Below are 14772 nucleotides of genomic sequence, written 5' to 3'. Positions count from 1 at the left end.
GGAACGGGCGGTCGCGCTCTGGCCCAACAAAGGCGAACCCGACCCACGTCCTCCGCTCGGCTCCGCCTACCAGCGGATTTCGCCGGTTCGGCCGAGCAGTCCGATCGTGCCCGAAAGCGCACCGGCGTCGCTTCGGCTCTCTGCAATCTGACTCAGCGTGTACGGGCTCCAGCCGCTTGGCGAATGTCTCGGCGCAGCGCGTGGTGCTGCAGGTACCCTGCAGCCATGAGGTGGATATGAACGATCCTCATTGGTCCGAACACACCCGTTCATCTCGACAAGGGACCGAGGAAACCCGACGAATACGTCAGCCTTATCCGCAGTACGTCGACCCGGCGTACAGCGGGCACTCATACTATTCGCCCCCGTATTACCCCGGCTATGCACCCAACGCGAACGCAACCCACTCGACCGAGCAGCTGCCCCAGTACTGGCTGCACGGTCAGCCTCCACCGGATCAGCCGACAGAAGAACCCCCACCTGGAAGACCGAAGGCACCGCGCTGGTTGTGGATCGCCGCTGCCGCGGCGGTGCTGCTGGTTGCGGCCCTAGTCATCGCCCTAGTGATCGCCAATGGCACGGCCGGGAGGCAAACCGCGGTCTCACCGCTGCCGGCGATGCCAAGTTCCCCGGCGTCGACCACACCGACGTCGCCCTCGCCGTCGGCCGCCACATCCGCGCCGACCAGCACCGAATCCAGTCCGCCCAGCAACGCGAGCGCGATGCAGGACGTGGTCTACAACGTGAGCGGCGAAGGCCGCGCGATCAGCATCACCTACGTGGACAACGACGGGATGATGCATACCGAATTCAACGTCGCGCTTCCGTGGAGCAAGGAAGTCAGCCTGCCGGATTCAGGCGGCCGGCAGCCGAACATCACGATCATCAACATCGGCCACGATGTCACCTGTTCGGTGACTCTCGACGGGGTCGAGGTCACCGAGCGCACCGGCGTCGGCCTGACGGTGTGCAACGGATCAAGCTGAGCTCAACCCGCGTCAGCCGTAACGGTTCGGGGGGCACGCACCTTCAACAGGCCCAGCAGCCCGACACCCATCACCAAACACAGCCCGCCCATGCCGGCGCGAACGGCGCCGAACACGTCGACAAAGACCGAAAACAGCCACGGCGCTAGGAACGACACCGCACGCCCGGTCATCGTGTAGAGGCCGAAGGCCACACCTTCCTTACCGTGTCTGGACATCCTGAGCAGCAGCGTGCGCGCCGATGCCTGCGCCGGCCCGATGAACAGGCACAACAGCAGTCCGGTGAGCCAGAACGCGCGAGGACCGGACAACACCATCATCGTGAGACCGAACACGATGATGCTGGCCAGCGATACGACGATCACCGGCTTGGATCCGAACCGGTCGTCGACTAGCCCGCCGAGCACAGCCCCGAGCGCCGCCACCACGCTCGCGGCCACGCCGAAAATCAGCACATCGGCCGGTGAGATCCCATACACGTTGACGCCCAGCACGCCGCCGAAGGTGAACAGGCCGGCAAGCCCATCCCGAAACACCGCGGCGGCCAGCAGGAAGTACACCAAGTTGCGATCCCGGCGCCATTCGGCGGCCAGTTCGGTCCACAACTTGCGGTAACCGCCAAGCAGACCCCTCCCTGGACGGGCCACCTGGCCAACGGAAGGCAGCCGGTGCGCGGTCAGCAGCAGCGGCAGCGCCAACACTGCCAACCACCCCGCGGCAAACAGCATCGCCGTCCGGACGTTCATGCCGTCCGCGGCGGGGAGGTGCAGCAATCCGCGGGTGGCGCCCTTGCCGGAGACGAAACCGAAGTAGACCACCAGCAGCAGCATGACGCTGCCGCTAAATCCGGCCGCCAAACCGAAACCGGAGATCCGCCCGGAATTTTGTGGCGTCGAAAGCTGACGCAGCATCGCGTTGTACGGGACGCTGGCCAGATCACCGCACGCCGCGGCCGCCGCGAGTAGCGCCAATCCCGGCCACAGATACTCCGGACGCTCACGGATCAGGCTCATCGCGCACGTCAGCGCCACCGCCAGGCCGGTCAGCACGGTCAAGGCCACGCGGCGCCGGTGCGGATCCTCCACCCACACGCCGATCAACGGCGCCAGCAGCGCAATGGTCACCCCGGCGACCGCCAGCGCGCGACCCAGCCAGCTCGCCGGTGGAGCACCACCGGGCAGCCCCTGGCCGACGCTGCCGGTCAGATAAACCGAGAACACGAATGTCACCACGATCGCGCTCAGTCCGGCAGCACCGGTGTCCCACAGTGCCCACGTCAGCACCCGGGATCGCTCAGATCTGCGCGAACCCGTCCCCCGGTTGCTCATGCTCGGACTCTAACGTTGGGTCGCCGACCCGGTGCGCTCCCACCCCATGTCTACGATTGGCGCATGCCAGTGCCCGCGCCTAACCCCGACGCTCGTGCCGTTGTCACCGGAGCCTCCCAAAACATCGGCAAGGCACTGGCCACCGAACTGGCCGCCCGCGGCCACAGCCTGATCATCACCGCGCGCCGCGAAGACCTTCTCACCAACCTGGCCGGCCGCCTGACCGACGAGTACGGAGTAGCCGTCGAAGTTCGCCCCGCCGACCTCGCCGATACGGCGGAACGCGCAAAACTGGTAGACGAGTTGGCCACTCGTAACATCTCGATCCTGTGCGCCAACGCCGGCACTGCGACCTTTGGTCCGGTCTCGACACTCGACGCCGCGGCGGAAAGGGCTCAGGTACAGCTGAACGCGATCGCCGTGCATGATCTCGTGCTCGCGGTGCTGCCGGGGATGATCGAGCGGAAGGCCGGCGGCATCTTGATTTCTGGTTCGGCGGCGGGGAATTCACCGATCCCCTACAACGCGACCTATGCGGCCAGCAAGGCGTTCGTGAATACGTTCAGCGAATCCTTGCGCGGGGAACTGCGTAAATCCGGTGTGCACGTCACGCTGCTGGCACCCGGCCCGGTACGTACCGAGCTACCAGACCCGGCCGAAGCGTCGATCGTCGAGAAGTTGGTGCCGGACTTCTTGTGGATCTCCACCGAGCACACCGCGCGCATATCACTAAATGCTTTGGCGCGCAACAAAATGCGCGTCGTCCCAGGCTTGACGTCCAAAGCTATGTCGGTGGCGAGCGGGTATGCGCCACGCGCTATCATCGCGCCGATCGTCGGAAGCTTCTACAAAAAGCTCGGCGGCTGACCTATCGACGACGGCGCCCACCGCCGCCGAACATGCCGCGGATGAGCTCAGTGCCGAGCGCCTTGAGAAAGGTCTGGAAACCGCGGCTGTTGACGAACCGCTTCCACCAGCCCGGCTTATTCGCAGCCGCGGGCGATTTCGATCCCGCCTCCGCCGGCTGATCGGCGGCGGCCTGCGCAATCTTGGCTTGGATCTTCTCATACGCCGATTCCCGGTCTTTGGTCTCGCCGTAGGTGGCCTGCAGCGGGCTGCCCTTGGCCGCCGCGCTGATCGCATCGTCACCGATGGCTGCCATCAGCGAGCGCGGCGAGCGCAGCCGGGTCCACGCGACCGGGGTGGGGGCGCCCCGTTCCGACAACACCGTGACCACGGCTTCGCCGATACCCAGCGAGGTCAACGCCGAAGCCAGATCGTAGACATCGGTTTTCGGGTACGTGCGAACGGTTTTGGTCAACGCTTGCTGGTCATCGGGAGTGAACGCACGCAGCGCGTGCTGGATGCGCGCACCCAACTGCGACAGCACCTCGTTGGGCACATCGGTGGGCAACTGGGTGCAGAAGAACACGCCAACACCCCTGGAGCGGATCAGCTTGACAGTCTGCTCGACCTGTTCCAGGAATGCCTTCGACGCTTCGGTGAACAACAGGTGGGCCTCGTCGAAGAAGAACACCAGCTTGGGTTTGTCCACGTCGCCGATCTCGGGCAGAGACTTGAAAAGATCGGACAGCACCCACATCAAGAAGGTGGAGAACAGCACCGGGCGTGCGGCCTGGTCGCCCAACTCCAGCAGCGAGATAACGCCGCGGCCTTTGTCGTCAAAACGCAGGAGGTCCTTGGGTTTTAGTTCGGGCTCGCCGAAAAAGGTATCGGCGCCTTCGGCTTCCAGATTGACCAGGGCGCGCAGGATGACGCCGGCCGTTTGCGCCGATACGCCGCCCAGCGACTTCAGCTCGGTCTTGCCTTGGTCGCTGGTGAGGTAGCCAATTACGGCCCGCAGGTCTTTTAGATCCAGCAGCTCGTAGTCTTGCTGCCCGGCCCAGTGGAAGATGAGGCCCAGCGTTGATTCCTGAGTAGAGTTAAGGCCCAACACCTTTGACAACAGGATCGGGCCGAAACTGGCAATCGTCGCGCGCACCGGAACACCGATACCCTTGGTGCCCAGCGACAGAAAGTCGACGGGAAAGGCGCTCGCCTCCCACTTGTCGCCGGTCTCCTTGGCGCGCGCGGCGGTCTTGTCGTTGCTCTCACCGGGGCGCGACAGACCGGAGAGGTCGCCTTTAACGTCGGCCATCAACACCGGCACGCCCGCCGCGGACAGCTGCTCGGCGATCACCTGCAGCGTCTTGGTCTTGCCGGTACCGGTCGCTCCGGCCACCAAACCGTGCCGGTTGACAGTGGCGAGCGGGATGCGGATTTGTGCGGCTGGGTCTGTCGTGCCGTCGACGACGACCGTACCCAACTCCAGGGCCTGGCCCTCGACGGCGTAACCGGCTGCGATCTGCTGCGCTCGAGCCACTGGAGTTCCCGCCGATGCGCTACTCGGTGTCGAGTCGGAGCTCATTGCGACCTCTGCCTCCCCTACTAGTCGTAGTACCGACAACGCATGACCTTACTTGCTGTCGCGCCCGGCCGGGGTGGCTGCAGGTCTGGCAGCTAACTTTGCCTACTGTGAACGCTGTGCGGGACGAACTGGTGTGGATCGACTGCGAGATGACCGGGCTGGACCTGCGCTCGGACAAGTTGATCGAAATCGCCGTCCTGGTCACCGACGCTGACCTGAACGTTTTGGGCGACGGCGTCGACGTGGTGATCCACGCCGACGACGCGGCATTGTCGTCGATGATCGACGTGGTCACCGAAATGCACACCCGGTCCGGCCTTATCGAGGAGGTGCGCGCGTCCACTGTGGACGTGGCTGCGGCGGAGACGACGGTGCTCGACTACATCCGTGAGCACGTCAAACAAGCCAAAACGGCACCGCTCGCCGGCAACTCCATCGCCACCGACCGTGGATTCATCGCCCGCGACATGCCTGTCCTCGACTCGTTTCTGCACTACCGGATGATCGATGTGAGCTCGATCAAAGAACTCTGCCGCCGCTGGTACCCGCGCATCTACTACGGCCAGCCCGCCAAAGGCTTGGCGCACCGCGCATTGGCCGACATTCACGAATCCATCCGCGAACTGCAGTATTACCGCCGCACCGCGTTCGTGCCGCCGCCGGGGCCTGCCACCAGCGACATTGCCGCGGTTGCCGTCGAGCTTGGCGGTGAGGCGACCACGCCGGAGACAATCGATTCGGCCGCCGAGGGCCCGAACGGCTAGTATCGACGTCGCCGCTTGTCGCCTCATGGGTCCGGCCGGCGGCCATGGTGGGTGTAGTTCAGTTGGTAGAGCGTCAGGTTGTGATCCTGAATGTCGCGGGTTCGAGTCCCGTCACTCACCCCAACAGGTCAGAGGGTATTTTCGCCCTCTGACCTTTTGCATAGGGCATAAGCTGAACCACGCAAAGGTCCAATACGGATCCCGCTGGGAGGCGACGATGACAGGTTCCGCTCGCCGTCTGGTCGCTCGTGTGGTCGCGGTCGCGCTAGTTCCGATGGCGGCCGTGACCGTCGCGACGCCGGGAGTTAGCTCGGCACAATGCGACCCGAACTGGTCACGCAACGTGTGGACCAACGAATGCAAGCCGCCACCGCCGCCGCCAGCGTGGTATACACCGAAGCCGGCCTATGCGCCGCAATTCGCACCGGCGGACATCCCGCCACCCCCTCCACCGCCGCCGTGGGCGCAGCAGCTGCAGCTCCGCCCGGTATGGGATGGCGGTCATGGGCAGTGGGTGTGGATAGGGATCTAGCTGTCGCAGCGCAGCGGCGTCACGCCTTGGCGTTACCGGCGTGCCACTGATCCCACGGAATGTTCCAGTCGCCAAGACCTTCCGTGCCCGACAGTGGTGGACCGATGGTGTTGAGCACTTGCACGATATCGCCGCGCTTGGTGTGCTCGAAGAACCATTGCGCATTGCTGGGACTGACATTCAGGCAACCGTGGCTGGTATTGCTGTGGCCCTGAGCACCCACCGACCACGGCGCCGAATGCACGAACACACCGCTGTAGGACATCTGCGTGGCGAAATCCACTTCGGTGCGATAGCCGTTGGGCGAGTTGACCGGAACTCCGTAGGTCGACGAGTCCATGATCATGTGCGCGAACCGCTCGCCGAGTATGTAGAAGCCGCTGGCGGTCGGTGTGCTGTCCTTGCCCATCGACGTCGGCATGGTCTTGACCACCTCGCCGTTGACCCGCACGGTCACCATCTTGGTGGTGTCGTCGACCGTCGCGATGACCTCGTCGCCGATGGTGAAGTGGGTGCGCAGGTTGTCCTCGCCGAAAACCCCGTCACCCAGGTCGACGCCGTAGGTGTTGACCGCGACGTTCACCGCGGTGCCTGGCTTCCAGAAATGCTCAGGGCGCCAACGCACTTCACGGTTGTTGAGCCAGTAGAACGCACCTTCGACGGGCGGGTCGGTGGTTACCACGATGGCCTTCTCGGCCGCAGCGCGGTCAGCGATGTTCTCGTCGAACCGGATCGCCAGCGGCTCGCCGACGCCCACCACCTCGCCGTCGTGCGGCATCGCATACGGCATCGCCAGGTTCTGCGGCGATTGAGTCTGGAAGGTTATTTCGCGGGTGGCCACACCGCCCAGCCCACGCGCTTTGGCGGTCAGCGTGTAGCTCCGGTTGTAGCCCAGCGGCTCGGTGGTCGACCAACGCACGCCGTCGGGGCTGAGCTGGCCACTCAGCGACCGCCCGTATTCGTTGACCATCTCGACGGAGGCCAGTACACCGTCGTCAGCGGTCACCGTCACCGGCCTGTCCACCGCGACGCCCACGGTGCCGTCGGTCACCGAAGCGCTGATCTTGGGGACGAGAAGGTCACCAAACGGGGTGGCCTTGTCCATGATGGCCTTCGGCGGCGGGTTACCGCCGCTGCCGCTGCAGGCCCCCGCGCCGAAAACGACAAGCGGGACCATCAGCGCGGCCAACCATCGGCGGCACAAGCGCTGACGCGTCATCGAGCGACCTGCCACGTACCCTGCTCCCCCTCGCCACCAGCAACGTTGTGTTATTGGCGAGTATTCTAAGCGGTAGACGACTGCTAACAGTGACCAGCGGTCAATCCCTGACTCGACGATTTCGTACGCCGACGGAATGGCTGTTATTCTCGCAAACGCAGTCCAGCAGGATTCACGCGCCGTTAGCTCAGTTGGTAGAGCAGCTGACTCTTAATCAGCGGGTCCGGGGTTCGAAACCCTGACGGCGCACTCACAAACATTAGCTTGACCTGCCATTACGCGAATCCACGTCATGGCACCGATTCCCCGGCCCGGCCTCGGTGTCACGAAGATGTCACAACCGCACCCAAACTCGCCGCAGCAGCGGCCAACGCCTCGTCTTGGGAGTGGGCGTAGATGCGCGCGGTGATGGCCGGATTGGCGTGCCCGAGCCACTTGGCGATCACCGCCAGCGGAACCCCGCGGAGGTACCGCTGCACGGCCGCGTGCGACGTTGTGCCGCTCAAAAACGGCTTTGTGCATATCCCCCGATGGGGGGCTTCGGATCTCCACGATGGCCACCGGAAGCGACCCCGGCCAACTTGGCGTGTGTGCTGACATGTTTTCGAAAAAGTGACGTTTTCGGGCCAAAACTATTAGACACAGCGAAACGCTTTGCCATTCAACACGATTCGCCGTTTCTAGCAGAGCGTAACCCAATTCAAAACTAGAAAGTGCAGGTCAATGAAGTATCGACCGACCGAGTGCGTCAAGTGCGGGGGCGATTTGCAGCCGCCCGGTCCTCGTGGTGGGCGGCCGTCGCGGTTCTGTTCAGATGGCTGCAAGGTCAGCGCCGAGGCTGAAATGCGCAGGTTGAACACGAATCTGCGTGCGTTTGAGACAGGCCGCTACGTCGAGCTGCTGAACCGCGATGAGGTGTCGCCGCGGCGCCAGAAGGTCATCGCCGAGATGCAGGCACGGTTCGACCACTTGGCCGGCGTTCCGAAGGCCGATCGATGACTTAGACGCTTGCTAGATAACCATCTGACCTACTCGATGCGAACGAGTAAACATGGGCGTTTGTCGCGGTTGACTGCGTTGGCTAAACGGGAAAGTCGCCGGTCAGCGGGTTGATGATGTTGGCGGGCGACGGCGCTTGACGAAGCTACTGCGGACGCACTGCGGACGCAATGCCTGTCCAGGCCGCCGTACAGTAGCCCGATACGCGGCGCTGTCTGATCGGCGGAAAGAGAGCGGGACCGCTAGCCTTCTGATCCGTAGGCACACCAGGTCAGTCCGTGGCGATGCACCGGCGTCCGGAGATGATGCCGCGAGAACCCGCAATATCGGCTCTGTCGTTGGAGGAATAACCCCATCGGTTTTCGCCCCGCTGGAAGCCGTAGCAGTTTCGCGCCGAGTCTGCCCGTTGGTTCGGCGCTGCACCCAGACATGAACAAGCGCAAATTGTTTGAGCGGCAGAGCCATCGGTCGAGAATTACGAAGCAAGCGTTGCTTTCGACATGCCGGTCCCGGCTCGGGCTATTGAAAGATGCTCAGCGGGGACGCGGTGCTACCGCCGAAAGCCGCAGTCCCTCTGGGAGTGCCGAGTCCCGTCGGACCGTCGTACCCTACCTCTGCTGTGCAGAGGTAGGCTACCGTGCAGCTTCCGTCCGACCCGGACGTTACGTCGTTCAAATCGTTTGCGTGCGAATAAATGCCGGCTGCGTAGTTCACCGCACCGCCATTGATCGCGTAGGCGGCAGCAATGATCGGTGAGGCCACGCTTGTCCCGCCAAAGACGTACCAACCGCTGACGCCTGATGACCCAGGCGCATATACCGCAACCCCGGTGTTTGGATCGGCAACGGCCGAGACGTCGCCGACAGTGCGGTGTTTGCAGCCGCGATCCGTTTGCCATGGCGGCTTTGCGAAAGTGGCGCTACAGCCACTCCCGGTTCCGCTCCACGCTGTTTCGCTCCACCCACGCGCAGTGCTCGCCGGGGCTAAACTCGTGCCGCCGACGGCAATCACGTATGGCGACGACGCGGGAAATTCAACACCGTATCCGGCGTCGCCACTGCTCGCCGTCACTGCAACTCCCGCGATGTTGTACCTTGGCGCATATATCGTGTACGAATAGCTCTCGGGCACACCGTAGCTATTGCTGATCGCATGTGCGCCTAGCCGCCCAGCTGTTGCGACCGCGGTACTGATGTTTGCAATACTGGCCGTGTTGACCTCGAGCAATATCAGCTTGCAGCCCGGGCAGATAGCGCTGGCCATGTCCAAATCGACAGCCTGCTCCTGACTCCAGGGAATATTGTTCGTCGGCAAGGGCAACGGCTGGCCGCGCTGATTGAGCTTGTAAAAGCACCCGTTGACGGTCGTGCAGGGCGGCAACCCGAACTGCGCCCGATATACGGCTAGGTCGGCCTCGGCGTTGGGGTACCCGTAGGCATCCACGATGGCGATGGTGTCGGTCCCGTTCGTGGTGATGGCGTAAGCGCTCCGCAAGTCCGCCGGGCCGTACCCGGCAGGCTCGGTGGTCGCCAGTGGGTTGAGCCTGTCGTCTGTTCGAACGATCGCATGGCACCGCACGTCACCCGGGCTTGGCAGGTTGCACACGTGCTTCGACCAGCCGAATGGTGGCAATGGGGGTGGAAACGCATGCGCTGGAGGTACTGCCAGAAACCCAGAAACCAATACAAGGCACACCACGAGGAGTAGCTTCCGCACAACGCCCCCCTTCCGACCGGATGCGGCAGCAACCCCCGAGGTCACAAACCAGCCCCTGGATCGTAGGCATTAAAAGACCTGCGAAAGGGAAAGTGTTGAACTCGCAACGCGATTGACACTAGAACGCGATCGGCGGGAACTGTGTCAGAAGGCGTCGTTTCATCACCATCACCCACGATGGATGTTTCTGCCGTCCGCACAAGGCGGGGATTCCGGTAACCCTCGCGCCGATACAAGGTCGCGCTGGTCCGTGAACCCCTTGACTGCGCCCGGTCGTAGTAAGCGATGCGGTGCCCACGAGCCGCAAGCCAATCCCGACGTCGTCATGGCATTGCCTCGGCCCAGGCGATATGCCCCTCGAAGCCAAGCGTTTTCGCCATGTCGCGGTAGCGATCCCGATAGTCGCGGTACGCGGTCTCGTCGCCCTGCGCGCGGGCCAGCAGCGCGCGCACCCGCAGCAGCCAGACCTCGCTTATCGCCCAGCCGTGATCGGCTGATATGGCGGCCAATCGGTCAATCGCGGCCTCAGCTTCGGCCACATCATTGACCCCGCCGCGTTCCAGAAGCGTCTCCGACAATAAGGCGCTGGCATTAGCCCAATTCCCGAGCTGTCCCGCATTGAACATATCGTCGAGAGCCTGGCGCATTGACGGGATTGCACCATCGCGGTCTCCACGCCGGGCGCTCTCGCGTGCGACCCACAAGTCGATGGCCGGTATCTCCGACGAGTAGAACCGTTGGTGCAAGCACATATCCCGGACCTGCTCCAACAGCTCGAGTGCACGCTGACGGTCCGCTGCGGAGTCCCGATGCTCAAGAGCGACAGCGAGCGCAAACTTGGCCATGCCGAGCGCGGTGTCGTCGCCGGAACCTTCGGCGATCCGTAGTGCTTCTTCGATGTCGCTCACCGCGTTGTCGTCGGCGATGAGTACCCCAGTGCCTATCGCAAACCCGTATTTCCAGGCAACGACCGTGGCATAAGTCGCCGCGTCGGCGCTTCGAGCTAATTCGACGCCGCTGGCCAAGTCGTCTCGCCACCCGCTAAGACCCAGCCACCATCGTGCGATGCCGCGAGCTACCAACGCGCACCCCAACGGTGACCCCAGCATGAAGTTGCCTTTGGTGGGATCGCCGTCGGCCAGTTCGATGACTCTTTGCGACCGCCGCAGTAGGTCGGCCAGCTCGCCGTTGGCAACGTTGACCGCTGCTGCCACAGCGGTCAGCCCGACGATGAGTGTCGAATCACCTATCGACTCGACTAGAGCGGTCTGCTCGGCGAAGAGCCGCGACGCATCGCGCACGCGGCCATAGAGCATGTGCTCGCTGGCTAGGCCGACCATGCCGATGGCCAGAGACGCCTTGTCTCCTGCCGCAGCGCACAACTCGCGCAGCTCGTCAACGCGGTGGGAGATGCCCAGATAGTCCCCGCGCCACGCGGTGGCGCATAGCATCGTGCGGGGGGCGATCCGCATCGCGTAGTCGGTCGGCAACTTATCGGCGATCTGGCGGGCGCGCTCCCAACTGACTCGCGCCGCGCCAAGGTCACGGTTGGTTGACCACGCCGCAGCGCGCATGTGCCAGCCCTAGGCGGCGTGGAGATCGCCTGCGGCCTCAAGATGCTCGGCAATCAAGGCGGAATTTTCGTCGACCGAATCCGGCTCCCGTTGTTCAATCGCCCCCGCCAGCCGCCGGTGCAACTCGGCCCGATCCGATTTGAGCTGGGACTCATAGGCCACCGCACGAATCAGCGGATGGTGAAACACATACTCGGGTTGGCGGGTGAATTTGACCTGATCGATCAACTGGGCTGCCACCGGTTCGGCAACGGCGGTTTCCGCGCCTAGCTGGGTCAGCAGGTCCAGGTTGAACCGCGACCCGATGACCGCCGCTGCGCTCAACGTTCGTTTCGCTTCTGGCGCAAGCCGATCGATGCGCGCGGCGATGGTCGCCTGCAACGTGGCGGGCACGCTCACCTCGCCAACCTCTGCCGTCAGGATGTATGCCCCAGTCTCTCTTACCAACTCACCGCGCTCGGCGAGTTCCCGCACGATCTCCTCGGCGAAAAACGGATTCCCGGCGGCCCTTTCGGCGATCTTCTGGCCCAGCTCGCCAACGGAGGGGTCCGGGCCGAGCAGCTCGGAGACCAGCGCCGTGGTTTCTGAATCACTCAGCGGCGCAAGGGCAACGGTGTGGGCACCGTGCACCCGAGCCAACGCCCCCTCGTACTCCGGTCGGTAGGTGACCAGCACCAGTGAGGGTGTCTGCGGGATCACCATGAGGAACCCGGCCAGCATCGACTCGCTGACCTCATCGATCCAGTGGGCGTCCTCGATGACGTAGACCCCCGGTCTTTCGCGGGCCAACGAGGCGGCGTTCACCAGCGCGGTCAACCGCCGCCGCCGGGCATCCGGATCGATCTTGGGCAGCTCGACATCGGGATCGGCGGTGCCCAGCAGGTCATCGAAGAGCAACAAGTCCTCGGAGTCTGCATCGGGAACTCGATCCCGGACTCGATTGCGGGCTTCCTGCCCGTCAAGACCCTCGACACCAAAGGCCGTGCGCAACAGCCGGGCCACGACACGAAACGGAACGTCGGTGGCGTGCGATTCGCAGAAGGTGGTGAACACCTCCACATTGCGGCGACGAGCCATCGCCGCAACCTCGCGCACCAGGCGGCTCTTACCGATGCCGGGTGACCCCACCACGCCGACCACACCGCCATGCCCGTCGATGGCACGATCCAACAACCCCTTGACGGTGGACATCTCCCACCGACGACCAACCAGACTCGACTCACCACGCCCGACCACGCGCTGCTGTTCTCCCATGCCCAGCAGCCGACAGGTGGGCACCGGCGCGTCGACACCCTTGATCTCAACCAGCTCAGATTCCCCGAGGTCCGCTGCGCCCTCAACATGTCGCGCTGTCGACGCGCTCAGCATCACCCCACCCGGCGGAGCGACGGACTCCATCCGCTGAGCCAACCCGACCTGTTCACCGACAGCTGTGTAACCCGTTGCAGCCGTGCCGATCTCCCCGGTGATCACCTGACCGGAGTTCAGGCCGACCCGCAACTGTAGGTCGATATCGTCCCGGTCTTTGACCTCAGCGGCTAGCCGGGCGGTCTCCTCCTGAACGCCCAAGGCAGCCAGACAAGCCCGGATTGCGTGGTCCTCCAACGCCACCGGTGCACCGAACACCGCCATGATCCCATCGCCCGTGAACTTGTCCACCGTGCCGCCATAACGCTGCACAATCGCCGAAGCACGGTCGACCAGGTTGGTCATGATCTCGCGCAGCCGCTCCGCCCCCACCGCTGCCGCGATGTCCATCGAGCGCACCACGTCGGCGAACAGCACCGTCACCTGCTTGTACTCGGCGTGCTCGGTGGCCTGCGTGAGTCGCGTGCCGCACTCGGCGCAGAACTTGGCCGTCGGGCTGGACTGCGCGCCGCACGACCCGCACACCAGCCCCGTCGCGGTCAGTCCACCGCCACCATTCCCGCTGCGGTCCACATCAGTATCGTTTCACCGCTGGTCAACGATGTCCGTCATATCGCCGTGCCATCTCCGACACGAAGTTTTGAGACCCTCGTATGTCGTCTGTTTCAAGACAACGTGGGCTGCCCTCCCTGGATGCCGGGCGTCATGGCATGGCCTCAGCCCAGGCGGCGTGGCCTTCGAACTCAAGCGTTCTCGCCATATCGCGATAGCGATCCCGATAGTCGCTGTAGCTGATCTCTGGTCGGCTTTGGCTCCCGCGCTGGCGGCGATTCGGGTCGTCGACGCCCTCGGTGGTCGAGGCCATGCCCAGCCTTAGGCTTGGTTGGTGGCCTCGCTTTCCGAGTCGTTGTGGCACCGGAACCGGGTCCTGGCGCAGGCCGCGCTGGAGCATCCGTTCGTCCGGGGCATCGCGTCGGGGGAGTTGCCCCGAGCTAGGTTCGCCTACTACGTAGGACAGGACGCCACCTTCCTCGATGCGTTCTGCCGCGCCTACGCCTTGGCTCTGGCCAAAAGCCCGGATTACGACGGGCCGATCGCGTTTAGGGAGCTACTCGACGCCGCCGCTGACGAGCTGCGCCTTCACCAGGGTTACGCGGCCCGCTGGGAGGTCGATCTTCATCCAGCACCAGACTCCGCCACCTCGGCGTATACCAACTTCTTGTTGGCGGTGGCTGCGCTAGAGCCGGTGGGCCACATCACGGCGGCGATGACGCCGTGCATGCGGCTCTACGCCTTCCTCGGCCAGCAACTGGCCGCTCAAACCAAGCCCGAGAGTCCCTATCGCGAGTGGGTGATGACGTACTCCAGCGAGCAGTTCGAGTCCCTGGCGCGACGTCTAGAGGTGCTGCTCGACCGCTACGGGGGCGATCAGGACCGCCTGGCCGTGCTGTATCAGCAGGCGATGGAACTCGAATTGGGGTTCTTCGACGCTGCCGTTCGATGGAAGATGCGATGACTGCCGATGCGTTGGTGAGCCGACACACCGCCGCGTGGCGGGCGGCCACTGTTCACCCGTTCCTGGCGGGCGTGCGGGACGGATCGGTGCCCGAGAACTGCTTTGACATCGCTCGGTCGGCTCATCTTCTTCGACCAGCCCGGCACCGGTGCGTCCGATCTCGTCACGACGGGCGCGCTGCCGACGTTGGAGCAATGGGCCGCGTGAAGCTGCCGAACCTGGCCGAGCTACTGCGGGTATCGCACGGCTGATCAGGGGTCGAGTAGTACCCCGGGGTTGAGGATCCCGGCCGGGTCAAGTGCGGACTTCGCTGCGCGCAGCGCCGCCGCGAACGGGTCGGGG

At 64.1% G+C, this 14772-nt stretch carries 12 protein-coding genes, 2 tRNA genes and 1 pseudogene; 8 read left to right on the top strand and 7 right to left on the bottom strand.

The window, feature by feature from the left end; translation table 11 throughout:
- The first annotated feature begins 236 nt into the window (after positions 1-236).
- Positions 237-986: an MmpS family transport accessory protein gene (locus tag VEI45_RS06495; RefSeq protein ID WP_324851254.1), complete on the top strand. Its 750-nt coding sequence runs from the start codon at positions 237-239 to the stop codon at positions 984-986.
- Positions 987-988: 2 nt separating this feature from the next.
- On the opposite strand, the gene VEI45_RS06490 is transcribed toward VEI45_RS06495, so the two are convergent.
- The gene (locus VEI45_RS06490) at positions 989-2314 is read right to left on the bottom strand and encodes an MFS transporter (RefSeq protein WP_324851252.1); all 1326 of its coding nucleotides are present in this window, start codon (positions 2312-2314) and stop codon (positions 989-991) included.
- 63 nt (positions 2315-2377) lie between these two features.
- Here VEI45_RS06490 and cmrA point away from each other — a divergent pair, with 63 nt between their 5' ends.
- Positions 2378-3181, top strand: coding sequence for a mycolate reductase (gene cmrA / locus VEI45_RS06485; protein WP_324851250.1), 804 nt, complete (start codon positions 2378-2380; stop codon positions 3179-3181).
- 1 nt (position 3182) lies between these two features.
- Here the strand turns inward: cmrA and VEI45_RS06480 are convergent, their stop codons facing one another.
- Positions 3183-4742, bottom strand: a complete 1560-nt coding sequence (locus VEI45_RS06480) for a helicase HerA-like domain-containing protein (RefSeq protein ID WP_324851248.1) — start codon at positions 4740-4742, stop codon at positions 3183-3185.
- Between the two features lie 116 nt (positions 4743-4858).
- Here VEI45_RS06480 and orn point away from each other — a divergent pair, with 116 nt between their 5' ends.
- The 3 genes from orn (at position 4859) to VEI45_RS06465 (ending at position 6038) form a co-directional block, all read left to right on the top strand.
- Positions 4859-5506 (top strand): oligoribonuclease, encoded by a 648-nt coding sequence (gene orn, locus VEI45_RS06475; protein ID WP_324851258.1) that lies wholly within the window; start codon positions 4859-4861, stop codon positions 5504-5506.
- A 47-nt stretch (positions 5507-5553) separates the two neighbouring features.
- Positions 5554-5629, top strand: a tRNA-His gene (locus VEI45_RS06470).
- 94 nt (positions 5630-5723) lie between these two features.
- Entirely contained in the window at positions 5724-6038 is a 315-nt protein-coding gene (locus VEI45_RS06465; RefSeq protein WP_324851246.1) for a hypothetical protein, read from the top strand.
- 19 nt (positions 6039-6057) lie between these two features.
- On the opposite strand, the gene VEI45_RS06460 is transcribed toward VEI45_RS06465, so the two are convergent.
- Complete coding sequence (locus tag VEI45_RS06460) at positions 6058-7257, bottom strand: L,D-transpeptidase (RefSeq protein WP_324851244.1); 1200 nt, start codon at positions 7255-7257, stop codon at positions 6058-6060.
- 176 nt (positions 7258-7433) lie between these two features.
- Here VEI45_RS06460 and VEI45_RS06455 point away from each other — a divergent pair.
- Positions 7434-7506, top strand: a tRNA-Lys gene (locus VEI45_RS06455).
- Between the two features lie 74 nt (positions 7507-7580).
- Here VEI45_RS06455 and VEI45_RS06450 read toward each other — a convergent pair.
- Positions 7581-7763: a recombinase XerD gene (locus tag VEI45_RS06450; protein WP_324851242.1), complete on the bottom strand. Its 183-nt coding sequence runs from the start codon at positions 7761-7763 to the stop codon at positions 7581-7583.
- 337 nt (positions 7764-8100) lie between these two features.
- Here VEI45_RS06450 and VEI45_RS06445 point away from each other — a divergent pair, with 337 nt between their 5' ends.
- Positions 8101-8256 (top strand): hypothetical protein, encoded by a 156-nt coding sequence (locus tag VEI45_RS06445; RefSeq protein WP_324851240.1) that lies wholly within the window; start codon positions 8101-8103, stop codon positions 8254-8256.
- Between the two features lie 519 nt (positions 8257-8775).
- Here VEI45_RS06445 and VEI45_RS06440 read toward each other — a convergent pair.
- Both VEI45_RS06440 and VEI45_RS06435 read right to left on the bottom strand, forming a co-directional pair.
- A complete protein-coding gene (locus VEI45_RS06440) occupies positions 8776-9699 on the bottom strand; it encodes a S53 family peptidase (RefSeq protein ID WP_324851238.1) in 924 nt (307 codons plus the stop codon).
- Positions 9700-10295: 596 nt separating this feature from the next.
- Positions 10296-13457: pseudogene (locus VEI45_RS06435) on the bottom strand (AAA family ATPase).
- Positions 13458-13800: 343 nt separating this feature from the next.
- On the opposite strand from VEI45_RS06435, the gene VEI45_RS06430 reads away from it, so the two are divergent.
- Positions 13801-14430 carry a TenA family protein gene (locus tag VEI45_RS06430; protein ID WP_324851236.1) on the top strand — a complete coding sequence of 210 codons (630 nt, stop codon included), beginning with the start codon at positions 13801-13803 and terminating at the stop codon, positions 14428-14430.
- 251 nt (positions 14431-14681) lie between these two features.
- Here the strand turns inward: VEI45_RS06430 and VEI45_RS06425 are convergent.
- Positions 14682-14772, bottom strand: a 91-nt coding sequence (locus tag VEI45_RS06425) for an FAD-linked oxidase C-terminal domain-containing protein (RefSeq protein WP_324851256.1), incomplete at its 5' end; no start/stop codon positions are given.

The sequence above is a fragment of the Mycobacterium sp. genome, assembly GCF_035623875.1.
Classification (GTDB): domain Bacteria; phylum Actinomycetota; class Actinomycetes; order Mycobacteriales; family Mycobacteriaceae; genus Mycobacterium.
This window is presented reverse-complemented; position numbering and strand designations above follow the sequence as displayed.

Coding starts and splice junctions, on each gene's coding strand:
- VEI45_RS06460 (WP_324851244.1), bottom strand. CDS start 7,257: ATGACGCGTCAGCGCTTGTGCCGCCGATGGTTGGCCGCGCTGATGGTC.
- cmrA (WP_324851250.1), top strand. CDS start 2,378: ATGCCAGTGCCCGCGCCTAACCCCGACGCTCGTGCCGTTGTCACCGGA.
- VEI45_RS06445 (WP_324851240.1), top strand. CDS start 8,101: ATGCGCAGGTTGAACACGAATCTGCGTGCGTTTGAGACAGGCCGCTAC.
- VEI45_RS06490 (WP_324851252.1), bottom strand. CDS start 2,314: ATGAGCAACCGGGGGACGGGTTCGCGCAGATCTGAGCGATCCCGGGTG.
- VEI45_RS06480 (WP_324851248.1), bottom strand. CDS start 4,742: ATGAGCTCCGACTCGACACCGAGTAGCGCATCGGCGGGAACTCCAGTG.
- VEI45_RS06465 (WP_324851246.1), top strand. CDS start 5,724: ATGACAGGTTCCGCTCGCCGTCTGGTCGCTCGTGTGGTCGCGGTCGCG.
- VEI45_RS06495 (WP_324851254.1), top strand. CDS start 237: ATGAACGATCCTCATTGGTCCGAACACACCCGTTCATCTCGACAAGGG.